Here is a 12,754-nt window from a genome sequence, read left to right as displayed (position 1 = left end):
AAAGCGCGATGAGATTAGGTTGAAATCGTCATCGCGCTTTAGCTCTTTGTTTGAGCATGATCTCCGCGCAAACGCGTTCCGCGTTTGTCGCGAGGGAAAACCGCTTCACACTTTTCCGGATCATGCTCTAGCGGGCGTTTCCTCCCAAACTTGGGCCACTCCTTCGGAGTGGCTCTTTTTTTATAGACAAGCCAATTTGGGTGATCGAGCTGCCTCAGCGGGAGAGCCGCCGATTGGGATTGGAGGAATGGATGCCCCACCTGAGCGCCCGACAGTTCAAGCGAGAGTCGCGTTCCTCAACGGCCGAACCGTCGCGCCGGCGTTCATGATATCCGCTGGATCAAATGCGGTCTTGATACGGCGCATCGCCGCAATGCGGCCGAAGTCGCCGTACCGTTCCAGAAGATGCTTCTTGAACCGACCGACGCCGTGCTCCGCGCTGAACGTGCCGCCGAGCGCCGCGGCCGTGTCGTAGAGTTGCAGCGACAGGCTGCTTTCGATCCGCTTGGTGAATTCCACCCGGTCGGCGTCGGGAGGAACGAGCACGTTGTAGTGCAGATTGCCGTCGCCGACGTGTCCATAGACGGACAGCTCAAGGTCGGTGTCATACGACCGCACCTGCGTGTCGGCTAATTCCAGAAAGCGCTGTATCGAGGAAAGCGGTACCGAGATGTCGTGCTTGACCGACCCGTTTCGGCGCTTCTCGCCCTCGGGGATGGTCTCGCGGACCTGCCACATCGCGGTGCGCTGTGATCCGCTCTGCGCCAGGAACGCGTCCTCGATCCATCCCGACTCAATCGCCTCGGCTAGAACGGCTTCCATCAGCTCATCGACATCGAGATGCCGCGAAGAAGAGGCGATCTCGGCGAGTACAGCACCTCCCGCGCCGGCGCAGACCGAGGGCGGGTTGGTCATCGCGTCGGTCGCGAGCGCGATCGATCGGGCCGTCATGAATTCGAACGCGGTGAGCAGTTCCGCGGATTCGCGGCGCACCAACGCGAGGAGCTCAGCCAGCGGGACGCCCCTCGCGAGCTTCAGCCAGGCGGTCGAGCGGCGGATTGGCAACGGCGCGAGACGCAACACTGCGCCGGTGACGATGCCGAGGGTCCCCTCGCTTCCGACGAAGCACTGTTTGATGTCGTAGCCGGTATTATTCTTCCGCAGTTTGCGCATGTCGGAGACCACCGTGCCGTCTGACAGCACCGCCTCGATCCCGAACAGCAGATCGCGGGTCATCCCGTACCGGACGACGGACAGCCCGCCGGCGTTCGTGCCGATGTTACCGCCGATCCGGCAACTACCTTCCGCGCCGAGGCTGAGCGGCAACAGAAGCCCGGCGCTCGCCGCAGCGTCCTGTACATTCTTAAGGATGGCGCCGGCGTCGACAGAGATGCTCATGGAGAGGGGGTCGACTTCGCGGATCTTGTCCATCCGCTCCAGGCTCACGATGATCTGCCGCCCAGAGGCGTCCGGCGTTGCACCGCCGCAGTAGCTGGTGTTGCCGCCCTGCGGAACGATCCCGATCTCGTGGTGCGCCGCCAGCCGCACGATGTCGGCGACCTGCTCAGTCGTCGCCGGCTTAAGCACAGCGAGCGGCGCCCCCGTAAAGAGCTGGCGTTGGTCCGTTACGTAGGTGGAGATCCGCTCGGGATCGTCCACCACGCCCCCGCTGCCCAGGAGGTCGCGAAAGGCCCGATCGTGTATTGCGTGGGACATGCTTCAGCTCCCGATTGCCATCGGTCATTTTTGCGCGCTTGTGCCGCATTTGTTGCCGTTGAGTGGTCATTCCGATGAAACCAATGCCGAATTGCCACGATTGTCGGCAGTTTGCGCCGCGCGTCGTCGCGAGGCCTTTCGGACTTCAGAGGAGCAATCGATGACTCCACGGGTAATCTATCGCGGCTTGGTGCTCGAAGTGGGGCGCCGCTCGTTCGCCGGGTCGCGGACGGTTAGCCAAGATCGTAGGTTGGCCCGTGCTGGAATGAAAAACAGCTGATGTTTCAACGGGGATTGACTGACACTCTCACCGCCCCATGCTTTTCGATGCGGTGGGATCATGGGGCAGGGGTGACGGACGAACCTTTCTCTGATTGGCTCCAATCGGACAGCGATTGCTGGAGCTGGCTTAAACTTGCCCATGATGGATTGGAGCGAGACTTCAAGGATTTCAATCGATTAGAAGGTGACGTGTGCACGACGTGTGCACCGGGAGGTACGAGACAATCCACAATGAAGAAACTTGGGGCAGTCGCCATCAAGCGAGACGCTCGTCGCTCGAATGGGCTTCTCGTGGCAACGACCGCCGACCTTTCGCCGACAGATCGCAGAAGCGCGCGTGACGATCATCGTCGATGGCTTCTCTTCGGTGGGAGACCGGCCAACAGACGTCACATTGGCTAGTCCGCTCGCTTGGGCTCGTGCTTATCCGTGATGTAGCAAGTCATTCAGCCTCGGCGGCACGGCCGACGCAGACATGCAAGACGTCCGGGCCCGTCTCGACATACTCCAAGGTGAGGGGCGCGCCCTGCTGCTTGACGTCGGACAGGTAGCGTAACGGACGCGGGTCGTGGTCACTCACGACACAGAAGAACTCTCCGGGGCCCGGCCGGTCAAACGTGTCGAAGATCAACTGAGCAAAGTTGTGCGGTGCCCGTTGTAATATAACAGAAGCTATCGAGGCTGACTGTTCGTACTCCAATCGTGGAACGCTCGAGAGTAGTTTGGTCGGAAGTTTAATCCCAGCTCACGGACTCCTCGCACTCCAAATGAATCGTCCTTCCACTCGATCGGATCGCCTCGAAGTTCGACGCCTTCGAGGCGACGAACCAGGGTCGACAACCCAATCCTCGCTTGCAGCCTTGCCATTGGCGCTGCCAGACAGAAATGTGCGCCATAGCCAAATGCAAGGTGTGGGTTGTTTTGCCTCGCAAGGTCTAGCTCGTTTGGCTTGGAGAACTGTTCAGCATCGCGGTTTGCGGAGCTCAGCGAGAATGTAACTCGATCGCCAGCCTGAATCTTCCGACCATGCAGGATAATCTCCTCAGTGGCGATTCTGCTGTCGATCGGCTGAGGCGGGTCATAACGAAGCAGCTCATCGACGGCTTGGTCGATGCTCCCAGGGCTGCTTCGCAATCGATTGAACTCCGATTCGTTTCTCAGGAGAGCCAGCATCCCATTTCCAAAGAAATGCGTAACCGTCTCGTTGCCTGCGACCAGTATAAGGATGCTCGTCGCTACTAGCTCGTCCTCACTAAGGACACTACCCCGGTCTTCGGCCGTGATTAGAGCTGTCAACAGATCATGCTGGGGACGACGCCTCCGAAGTGAAAATTGCTGACGAAAGTATCGGTCCGCTTCTTCGATCGCTATCGTCGCGATCTTTCGCTTTTCGGCGGTGCGGCGGTTGCTCAGGACGAAGCCATTTATATGGTTGGTCCATTCTTTCAGTTGTGGAATGTCGCTGCGGCGAATTCGGCTTCGCAAACGCCATCTGAGCGAGGCAGGCAGCAAGCCTGTTTCGCTCAGTCGGTCTCCCCGCGCGCGACGAATTTTAGCGCTCGTCGGTGCGGGCCAAGGGCCGGTGATGACCTCAGCCATTTTCTCTCGGACGCGGACCACCTTTGACCTCGTGGTCAAATGGCAGATAAGCAAGCGCCCGGCGGCTTCACATCGGGCAGCTCGTGATATCAACGGTCAGTTTCCAGGTTCGCTGGCGCCCCGTGACGAACATTCGGTTTGCATTCGAAACGCTGCAGCGCGACCATGACGCTAAGACTTTCGGGTTTGCACTAAAGGGCCTCGCTGACGCGGGCAAGAGATCGCGGAGGAGTGCGATAATAACGTGCTGATGGCATGCGGGCGATTCCTTCGGCCCGCGCTCTACTCGTCGCTTCGCTCCTCACCGAGCCACCCTGCGGGTGTCTCGGCCCTTCGGGTAACGATCGCTATCGCAAACGCTCGCAAACAGTGGGGGCTTTGCAAGTCAACTGCCAAGTCGCGGCGGCTCTTTCGCAATGAATCGGCCACCAGCCGACGTGTTCGGGCAGTCGCTATTGAATGATCGACCGCAATGACCCGAACTGCATTTTGTCGTAAATCGCCGCGAGTACCGAGAGTCTGTTGGCTTCGAAGTTGGGTCCCGGGAATCAGCTACCGGGAGACCACGACTTTGACCTCGTGGTAAGAAAGCAAGAAAAGCGGGAGGGCAAGATAAAAGCACTGGCGCTACGGAGCGCCCAAGCCGTTGTCTGCACATCCAAGATTTAGCGCTCTCCGGATCTTCGCTGTCACCAGGTTCGACTCAATGCAATGGCGAGATTGCGCAATTGCGTCTGCGTCTTGGCGAGCGCTCGTCGACTTCACATATCGGCGTCTTCTCCCAACGTCGGATGCGGGCCATGCGAGAGATCGACGACGAATTGGAGGTGAAACTCGGGCGGATCGGCAACCGCAGGCCCAGGAAGGCGACCAGCTATCTTCGACGCGTTCGGCAGGAAGCGACCAAGGCCGGCGGCAGTGCGCGAGCGGCTTCGTCATTTACGGGCGGTCGCATCGGCCGCGGCCGCGCGCAAGGTGCGGTGCTGGCCGGGCGCGGACGAAGCCAGGATCAACGCCGCGTCGTGATCAAGGCCCGGATCGTGCGGATCAAGTCGGGTGACCTAGGTGCTGTGCGAGCTCACCTGCGATACGTCCAGCGCGACGGCGTCACACGCGAGGGCGAGCCGGGGGAGCTATACGACGCCAGCAGCGATCGCGCCGATGGCAAGAGCTTTACGGAGCGCAGCGCCGGCGATCGCCACCAGTTCCGGTTTATCGTGGCGCCGGAGGACGGCGCGGAGCTGGCGGACCTGAAACCCTTCGTCCGCGACCTCATGCGGCAGATGGAGCAGGACCTCGGCACCAGGCTCGACTGGGTCGCTGTCGATCATTTCAACACCGGCCATCCGCATACCCACATCGTCCTTCGCGGCAAGGATGATGAAGGAAACGACCTCGTCATCGCACGCGACTATATCGCTCATGGCTTTCGGTCGCGGGCAGCGGAGCTCATCACGCGAGAGCTCGGTCCTGAAACAGAGATCGAGGTCGCGCGCAAGGTTCAGCAAGAGATCACCGCCGAGCGGCTCACGCGGCTTGACCGGAGTATCCTGCGAGATGCTCCGGGCGGAGCTCTTGAATTGGACGCGTTGTCTGGACGGGAGCCCGCCTGGCAGACGGCGCGGATCGGACGGCTGCGAGCCTTGGCGCGGATGGGGTTGGCGGAAGAGGCTGAACCGGGGCGTTGACGGATCGACCCTGAGCTCGAGCCCAAGCTGAGACGCATGGGGGAGCGCGGCGACATCATCAAGACCATGCATCGCGAGATGGCCGCGACAGGAGTTTCGCGAGCCGCCGGCGACTACACGATCTTCGATCCGGAGCGACACGGTCAGCGTCTGGTCGGGCGGGTCGTCGGCGAAGGGTTTGCGGATGAACTGACGGAGCGCCGCTATGTGGTGATCGACGGGGTCGACGGGCGGACGCACTATGCCGAGGTTGGTGCGCTTGGCGCCAACGAAGAGCCGCCTGTCCGGAACACGATTCTGGAACTCAGGTCGCGCGTCGCTGAACCGCGCGCAATCGATCGCACGATCGCGGAGATCGCCGCCGGCCATGGCGGCATCTACAGCGACCGTCTGCATCGGGAATTCGACCCGCAAGCGTCAGGCGAATTTGTCGGAGCCCACGTGCGGCGTCTGGAGGCGATCGAAGGTATGGTCAGCCGGCTCGCCGATGGCAGTTGGAGCGCGGGGCGGGAGTATCTGGACCGGGCGCTTCGATTTGAGAAGCTCCAGCAAAAGCGCAATCCGGTGCGGGTCGCCGTGCTGTCATGGCAAAGGCTCGAGGATTTGCCGCAGGCGTTAGGTGCCACCTGGCTCGACCGCAAGCTGGTTGGGAAGGAGCCCGATGAGCTCGCATCAACAGGCTTTGGCGCGGAAGTCGAGACCGCCTTGCGAGCAAGGCGGCAATGGCTGATCGAGCAGGGGCTGGCGCGAGAGGAAGGTGGCCAGGTGCGTTTCGCGCGGAATATGCTCGAGACGCTCGTGGCGCGCGAGCTGGTAAGGACTACGGCCGACATATCCGCGCGCACCGGCCTTGAACATGTCGACGTCAAAGCCGGCGACAAGATCGACGGCGTCTACCGGCGCATGCTGACGCTGAACAGCGGGCGGTTCGCCCTGATCGAGCGATCCCACGAGTTCGTGCTGGTGCCGTGGCGGCCGGTGCTGGAGCGGGCCCGCGGGCAATTGGTCACCGGCCTGGTTGGCGGGGAGGGCATATCCTGGTCGATCGGCATCAAGCGTGGATTGGGCCTTTAGAGCACATAAGATGCTGATAAATATAGAAGTTATACTATTTTTGCGGGAATAGTATAGCGGACTTGCCCCTGCATCGAATTGGTTATACTATTATCGCGAAAATAGTATAACTGGGGTTCCCGGCATGACGTCCGCCCGCCTCGATATCACCTATCAAACGCTATATTCGGAATTGGCCCAGCGTAGCCTCGATGAGAGCTTCACCTCCGAATTCTCCTCGAGAGGAAGATTCGTGGCTGTCGAGGTCAAGGACAAGAAATACTGGTACTTCGACACACCCAAGCCAGAGGGGGGCGGCCAGGATCGCCGCTACGTCGGTCCAGTGGACGATCCTGAAATCACCAAACGGGTTGAGGCATTCAAAGATCTGAAGGCCGACCTGAAGGGACGTCGCCGCCTTGTTTCCACGCTGACCCGCGAGGCCTATCTACCGCGCCCCTTACCCATGGTTGGCCAAGTCGTGGAGCAACTGGCCAAGGCTGGCTTTTTCCGCATGAGGGGAGTGCTCGTCGGAACTGTGGCCTACCAATGTTACTCCGCCACGCTTGGCCGACGCCTCGACGCCGTCGCCATGCAGACTGGTGACGCCGACTTTGCGCAATTCCACGAAATCTCGGTCGCGATCAAAGATTCCATGCCTCCGATCTTGGAGGTACTGCGACATGTCGATCCGACTTTTCGCGAGGTTCCGAGCCAAGCCGACGGCAGGGTCTCCACCCAATTCGTGTCGAGGGACAACTTCAAGGTGGAATTCCTGACGCCGAACCAGTGGTCCGATGATCAGGCAGGCAAGCCAGTTCCGATGCCGGCGCTCGGTGGTGCGGCGGCATTTCCGCTGCGCTTTCTCGATTACCTGATTTACGAGCCCATCCGTGCCGTGCTGCTGCACGGTGGAGGCGTGCCGGTTCTCATTCCATCTCCAGAGCGATATGCCATCCACAAGCTCATCGTCGGATCCCGCCGGAAGCAAGACCGCGACGGGACGGCCAAGAGCGCAAAGGATCGGCTTCAAGCCAGATCGATCATTGCAGCAATGATCGAGAACCGGCAGCACGCTGATCTTGCCTCCGCCTTCATGGAGGCATGGGAACGTGGTGACCAGTGGAGAGCTGCGATCCGCACCAGCATTGCAACCTATGACGATGATTTCCAGGCGTTGCTCCGAACCGAATTTGCGAAGGGTGTATCCGAGTTCGGCTCCGATCCAGCCAATTACGATCTGGTAGACAAGTCCATCGACAAGCCGGCTCCTTCGCCAGAATGACCTGTTGCGGACGGCAGGCCAGGTCCGGCCTCGCGTTTCCTGTCCAACGTCGCCTTGACCAGCAGCAGCAGCACAGGCCTTGCGTCAACAAGATTGCCTCTGTCACGCAAGTGCTACCGATGAAGATGCCGATATCGGCATGCCGATCACGTCGACGTCACCGATCATGCTGGACACCACGTCTGCGCAACATGATGGTGGCAGTGATCGGGCTGTCCACGCCTTGCTGGCATTTTCTTGCCAAACGGCATGTTGATCACTGACCCATCCGACACTTCGCGCTGAATACAATTAGATCCAGCTCAGTCTTGCAGAATCGCTTCGTGGCCGCGCCGACTCGCGCATGGTCGCTACGGTGTTGAGCGCCAATCGCTAGGGTTCAGTGGGTGAAATGCCAACGAGATGCTATTTGCGCCAGGCGTTCACGCGCTGTTGAGGGATGCGATGACGCTGCGCTGACCTTGATCTTCAAGTCCGGCGCCTGATCAGACTTGATCAACCTCGCGCTCGCTGCCGGCGCGACTTTTTATTTCGATTGAAGGCTTGCCGCATTCGCCGTTTTCATCGCGCTGCTCACGTTGCGTGGGTTGTGGGGCGAACCAGATGTTTCCAGCAAAAATCTATCTCGGTCAGATCGCCGTCGTGCTCGGCATCGTCGTGGTGTCGACCTGGGGCGCAACGCAATGGACCGCGGCTGCTCTCGGTTATCAGCAGCGCCTGGGTGAGCCCTGGTTCCTGATCGTCGGCTATCGCGTCTACTCATAAGCCCTCGCTGCTCTTCGTCCGAGGTCCGCTCTGCGTCTAATAGCGGCGCGTTGGCGCACCTCACCCTAGGTCCGAGTTGGGCCAATGGCCGACATGACGGAAAAGAGCTAATATCGCCACTTCAACATATGGGGGGCGGCCTTTGGAGCTCAGCGGAACCTACCGACTCATCAGCACCTCGCGGCGTATCCTTGACACCGGCGAAGAGGTGAGCGCGTTCGGGAAGAATGCGAAAGGCTCGATTATCTACGGCAATGACGGGCGATTTTTGGTGCTCATCACAAACGACGGACGGCCGAAACCTGAATCAAACGAGGCCATGACTGATCAGCAACGCGCTGACCTACACCGCACGATGATCGCTTATGGTGGAACGTATTCGTTCGATGGCAAAAAAGTCGAACATCATATCGACCTGGCGTGGAACGAAGTGTGGGCTGGCACTACGGTCGTTCGAGACGTGAAGATAGAAGGCAATCGGGTGTACTACACGGCTCGGCCCGCCATCTTCAGTGGCGATGGCAAGATGAGTGTCATCAGCTTGGTGTGGGAAAAGGTAGAATAGTGAGATTCCGTGGAATACTGACTCTGACTTCTGCAACGGGTCAAAATGCGAAGAACTCAACGTGAGCAAATCCAGTCCGCTATGCCCCATTGAACGGACCTCAATGAGGGTGCCGCCACTTCGCTGATGGGCCATGAGCAGTCGTCAAAGACAGAGGCTCGCTGCTACTATTTCGATCGAACGGCGGAATCTCGGCTCGCACTCGGAGCGGCCAGAGCTGACTTCGAGGCACCCGAGCTCGGGTCCGACCGGGAGTCACCTTCTAGAGCAGGAAGTTCACATCGCGTTAGACGTAGCAAGGGGCCTTCAATGACGGGACAAGCCCTAATGAAAGAAATCTCATCTACATCAGCGCCGATCCGGGGTTCTCCCCGGCGGGGTATTTAGGATGACGCGATTTTCCCCGCTCGCTCAACAAGATGCTCACGCGAGGGTGCAGGGTCAAACCGATCGGCGAAATATTGCGTTTCGTTGGCCACCAGTCCTTCGCGAAATTCCATGATGCTTACCGCGTATGATGGTATACCGTACGAATTCAGTGACCCGGGGATCGCCGCTGCGGAAAATTCGTCGGACCGTAAAACGCTTCTTGTTCGGCTGGACGAAGCGGCTCTCTTGAATGTTGTGCCGGCCGCGGACCCGCTCGCCCGATTGCGGGACAGCATCCTCGCGGTAGATTTCATGTTCGACCTTGAAATCGCTCGCGTACGAAGCATCCCAATGGCGCTCCAGCGCCGCCCGCACCGTTCGATCATCCATCTCAATCTCCCACCTGCGCTTCCGGCTATCATTTCGGGACCACTGAATTCATTGTGCTGTACGCAATTCCGATCGTGGGGCGCTATTGCCGATCGTGCCAGTCGTGAACGAAAAGCGACCTCTCATAAGAATGTAATGTGAAGACTTGCTATCGTCAGCAACCAAACTGTTTCAAAGGCGGCTTACACCGTGATCGCTCCAGTCCGGATTGAACGGCCTCAATTGTGCGCGGTGAAGTGGCCGTGCCAAGCCTCCACGGTCAATTGCGCAAACTGCCCGCGGCCCAGATGGATGAGTGTGGCGTGATCGCCGCCCTCCATGTAGATCTCGCGTTGCACGTCGATGCTGTCGTCGACGATGACGTCGAGTCCATAGCACTCGCCAACCGGTGGAACGGCCCCACGTTCGCAGTCGCAAAACAGCTGCGCGATCTCGTCTTCGCTCGCCAGGTCGACCTTATCGCCGAGCTGCATTCTCAAGTCTGAGAGGTGGATGTGGTGGGAGGCCGGAAGGATCGCCAGCATGTAGCCGCCGTCGCGGCGCAGCACAACGCCTTTTGCCACGCAGTCGCCCGGCACATGGCAGGCTTCGGCAGTGCGCGTCGACGACATGGTGGGGTCGTGTGAGATCATTTCGTATGTGACTGTCTGATCCAGGTACTTTTGCAGGGTCGGGGCGACGGGCATGGCGGTTCCTCCATTGCAATGGGCAATCCGCACACCGGGAGGAGCTCGCGCCGTCGCCTCACGATGCGGGCGATTGCGGTTTAACTAAAGAATACGCTTGTCGGGAGCCCGCGACAATGTGCGGATTTCGTCGGCCAATCATCCCTCGGCCAGCGGGTGTCGCCCCGCGGCGGATTGGAACCACCTAACCCGAGCTGTCGAAAATCCTGGGAGGAAGCTTCACCGAGGTTCAGCTCGATCGGCTCATGCGTTTTCTGACTGCGCTGGGTTATCACTTCGAGATCGATGTCGGAAAGACGAACAAGGTCGGGGATACGCGCCGTACCGCCCCGCGAAGCAGCAAGATAGTGGCCTCGCACCTGCGAGGTGGAGGATTGCGGCATTGAACAAGTGGCCTACCCGAGCGCGCGTCCCACGACCGTGGCGGTGGCAATGATGCTGTAAAATCCAACGGCATTCGGCGCTTTCGCCTCCAGGGTGGCGGGCCAGCCGAACGCCTCGGAAACGCAATACGCAGCCGAGCCGGCGAGCACCGGGACCGCGAGCAGTCCCGTGCCGACAATCCCGAGCGCAAACTAGACGTAGGTCAGATCACCGGCAAGTGGCCGCAAGGCCTCAGCCGCCTCCGCTGCGCTGTGGATGTAGGTGACACCGCCAGCGTTGAGCACGGCGGCTGTCGTTAAAATAACAAAGAAAGCGATGATGTTCGAAAACGCCATAAGACCGCATCTGCCAGGGTTGACGAAACCTCTTGCAACGCGCGGTCGGGCCATACATTCGGATCATTCACTACCGGTCGCTCGTCGCCGGGCCGGACGCGAAGTCCGTAGTAGCCCGATAGCTGACCTGATTCCAACACCCTGGCTCATGCTTCTCGCCCTCTCTAACCGAGGAGTATGACCATGCAGGATCAAGTGAACGCGACCCCGGCGCCCCTTAAACGAGTGCCCTGGAATAAGGGCAAGCTGACCGGAGCAAAGCCCCCGTTGCGCCCAAAACACGTCTGGTCGATCCGGACGAAACTTCAGATCGAAGGCCGTGCTCGGGACCTTGCCATGTTCAACTTGGCGATCGACAGCAAGCTTCGTGGCTGTGACCTCGTCGCCATCCGGGTCGAGGACGTCGCTGCCAGCGGATACACGGCGGACCGCGCTACGGTCCGACAAAAGAAAACTGGGCGGCCGGTCAGATTTGAATTGAGCGAACAGACCCGCCAGGCCATCGATGATTATCTAAAGGCCGCCAACAAGAGGCCCGGCGAGTTCTTGTTCACGGGTCGTCGTGGTCCCGAAACCAGCATGACAACGCGTCAATATGCGCGCCTCGTTTCCGGGTGGATCGGCGGCGTTGGGCTGGACCCAAGGATGTTTGGAACGCATTCGCTGCGACGCACGAAAGCCACGCTAATCTACCGGCGGACCGGAAATCTCAGGGCCGTCCAGCTTCTGCTCGGGCATACCAAGATCGAAAGCACTGTCAGATATCTCGGCATCGAAGTAGATGATGCCCTGGCAATAGCGGAACAAGTTGATGTCTGAAACACCCGGGCAGAGCGGACATGCCCTGCCCGATTTCCAACAGCCGGTTTGGGCCCACGAGCGGAAGCACTCCACTGAGTGAGACTTTCGCTTCCAGGTGTAGTCTTCAGCTTCGGGCCGAGGTTGCAGGCAATCAGGTTGAGGAGGAAGTCGGCGGCGACGCGAGCGGGGCCTCGATGTTTCGTCATTGCTCGCCTCGTGTTAGACTTTGCCTGCCCGATCAGGGAGAACAGCCATGACCGCCGAGTTCGATGAAGACCGCTTCAATATGGCTATCCGTAAATTTCTGAAGCATGTCGGAGTTACATCGCAGCGTGAAATTGAGAACCTAGTGCGTAGCGGGGAGGTGAAGGGTGGCAAGCTCAAACTGCGGATGACCCTGTCAGCTGAGGGGACGCCGCTGAAACATGTGGTCGAGGAAACAGTCGCGCTCTGACGATTGTCCCGGCTGTGGGAAGTCATGGCCCTGATCCTCACGAAGGCTATCATTGCGGTCGCCGGCCGAACGTCGCCTTCGGGTCAAACGCGTCAATTTGGCCGCGCTTCGGCCATGTCTGGTCTTGCCCTTACAGCCGACACGGAGACCAACGCTTTGGGTTGGTCGCTACGGGGCCAGAAGCGGCCATCGAACCGGATTTGAGGCTCGCGCCAAGCCGCGCTTTTCGTTGGTTGCGATCCACGTAATCCAGCACGCCGCTGCGGTTCTGAGCGCTACCTCAACGCGCGCTGAAGGTAAGGCCGGCGCGCTCCTTCAGACGCTCGCGCAACGCCGGACCCATCAGCGCGCCCGGCGTCCAGGTACCGCCCTCGCCCTGCAC

Annotated in this window: 11 protein-coding genes and 2 pseudogenes; 7 read left to right on the top strand and 6 right to left on the bottom strand. The window is 59.9% G+C overall.

Annotation, left to right across the window (positions count from 1 at the left end; translation table 11 throughout):
* Positions 1-276: 276 nt before the first annotated feature.
* From XI09_RS07335 to XI09_RS07325, 3 genes are all read right to left on the bottom strand, one after another.
* Positions 277-1,716, bottom strand: coding sequence for an FAD-binding oxidoreductase (locus XI09_RS07335; RefSeq protein ID WP_271566278.1), 1,440 nt, complete (start codon positions 1,714-1,716; stop codon positions 277-279).
* A 724-nt stretch (positions 1,717-2,440) separates the two neighbouring features.
* Positions 2,441-2,629 (bottom strand): DUF2249 domain-containing protein, encoded by a 189-nt coding sequence (locus XI09_RS07330; RefSeq protein ID WP_271566277.1) that lies wholly within the window; start codon positions 2,627-2,629, stop codon positions 2,441-2,443.
* Positions 2,630-2,670: 41 nt separating this feature from the next.
* A complete protein-coding gene (locus XI09_RS07325) occupies positions 2,671-3,597 on the bottom strand; it encodes a cytochrome P450 (protein WP_271566276.1) in 927 nt (308 codons plus the stop codon).
* Between the two features lie 800 nt (positions 3,598-4,397).
* Between XI09_RS07325 and XI09_RS07320 the strand changes: the two genes are divergently transcribed.
* The 5 genes from XI09_RS07320 to XI09_RS07300 all read left to right on the top strand — a co-directional run bounded on the left by XI09_RS07320 (position 4,398) and on the right by XI09_RS07300 (position 8,953).
* Complete coding sequence (locus XI09_RS07320; protein ID WP_271566275.1) at positions 4,398-5,285, top strand: hypothetical protein; 888 nt, start codon at positions 4,398-4,400, stop codon at positions 5,283-5,285.
* Positions 5,286-5,288: 3 nt separating this feature from the next.
* A complete protein-coding gene (locus tag XI09_RS07315) occupies positions 5,289-6,359 on the top strand; it encodes a DUF3363 domain-containing protein (RefSeq protein WP_271566301.1) in 1,071 nt (356 codons plus the stop codon).
* Positions 6,360-6,483: 124 nt separating this feature from the next.
* Positions 6,484-7,623, top strand: coding sequence for a nucleotidyltransferase family protein (locus XI09_RS07310; protein ID WP_271566274.1), 1,140 nt, complete (start codon positions 6,484-6,486; stop codon positions 7,621-7,623).
* A gap of 603 nt (positions 7,624-8,226) precedes the next feature.
* A complete protein-coding gene (locus XI09_RS07305) occupies positions 8,227-8,388 on the top strand; it encodes a hypothetical protein (RefSeq protein WP_442869544.1) in 162 nt (53 codons plus the stop codon).
* A 142-nt stretch (positions 8,389-8,530) separates the two neighbouring features.
* Positions 8,531-8,953, top strand: coding sequence for a lipocalin-like domain-containing protein (locus tag XI09_RS07300; RefSeq protein ID WP_271566273.1), 423 nt, complete (start codon positions 8,531-8,533; stop codon positions 8,951-8,953).
* 383 nt (positions 8,954-9,336) lie between these two features.
* Here XI09_RS07300 and XI09_RS07295 read toward each other — a convergent pair.
* The 3 genes and pseudogenes from XI09_RS07295 to XI09_RS07285 all read right to left on the bottom strand — a co-directional run.
* Positions 9,337-9,712 (bottom strand): annotated as a pseudogene (locus XI09_RS07295) (nuclear transport factor 2 family protein).
* Between the two features lie 218 nt (positions 9,713-9,930).
* Positions 9,931-10,398 (bottom strand): aminoacyl-tRNA deacylase, encoded by a 468-nt coding sequence (locus XI09_RS07290; protein ID WP_271566272.1) that lies wholly within the window; start codon positions 10,396-10,398, stop codon positions 9,931-9,933.
* 398 nt (positions 10,399-10,796) lie between these two features.
* A pseudogene (locus XI09_RS07285) lies at positions 10,797-11,117 on the bottom strand (divalent metal cation transporter); the annotation flags it as partial.
* A gap of 177 nt (positions 11,118-11,294) precedes the next feature.
* Between XI09_RS07285 and XI09_RS07280 the strand changes: the two are divergent.
* Positions 11,295-11,936, top strand: a complete 642-nt coding sequence (locus tag XI09_RS07280) for a tyrosine-type recombinase/integrase (RefSeq protein WP_442869543.1) — start codon at positions 11,295-11,297, stop codon at positions 11,934-11,936.
* Positions 11,937-12,171: 235 nt separating this feature from the next.
* A complete protein-coding gene (locus XI09_RS07275; protein WP_027548237.1) occupies positions 12,172-12,372 on the top strand; it encodes a DUF6494 family protein in 201 nt (66 codons plus the stop codon).
* Positions 12,373-12,754 lie beyond the last annotated feature (382 nt).

The sequence above is a fragment of the Bradyrhizobium sp. CCBAU 11386 genome (assembly GCF_028128955.1).
Lineage (GTDB): Bacteria > Pseudomonadota > Alphaproteobacteria > Rhizobiales > Xanthobacteraceae > Bradyrhizobium.
This window is presented reverse-complemented; position numbering and strand designations above follow the sequence as displayed.

What these genes read in the sequence shown, in the direction of transcription:
- XI09_RS07335 (WP_271566278.1), bottom strand. Translation starts at nt 1,716, where the DNA reads ATGTCCCACGCAATACACGATCGGGCCTTTCGCGACCTCCTGGGCAGC.
- XI09_RS07275 (WP_027548237.1), top strand. Translation starts at nt 12,172, where the DNA reads ATGACCGCCGAGTTCGATGAAGACCGCTTCAATATGGCTATCCGTAAA.
- XI09_RS07320 (WP_271566275.1), top strand. Translation starts at nt 4,398, where the DNA reads ATGCGAGAGATCGACGACGAATTGGAGGTGAAACTCGGGCGGATCGGC.
- XI09_RS07280 (WP_442869543.1), top strand. Translation starts at nt 11,295, where the DNA reads ATGACCATGCAGGATCAAGTGAACGCGACCCCGGCGCCCCTTAAACGA.
- XI09_RS07325 (WP_271566276.1), bottom strand. Translation starts at nt 3,597, where the DNA reads ATGGCTGAGGTCATCACCGGCCCTTGGCCCGCACCGACGAGCGCTAAA.
- XI09_RS07290 (WP_271566272.1), bottom strand. Translation starts at nt 10,398, where the DNA reads ATGCCCGTCGCCCCGACCCTGCAAAAGTACCTGGATCAGACAGTCACA.
- XI09_RS07310 (WP_271566274.1), top strand. Translation starts at nt 6,484, where the DNA reads ATGACGTCCGCCCGCCTCGATATCACCTATCAAACGCTATATTCGGAA.
- XI09_RS07305 (WP_442869544.1), top strand. Translation starts at nt 8,227, where the DNA reads ATGTTTCCAGCAAAAATCTATCTCGGTCAGATCGCCGTCGTGCTCGGC.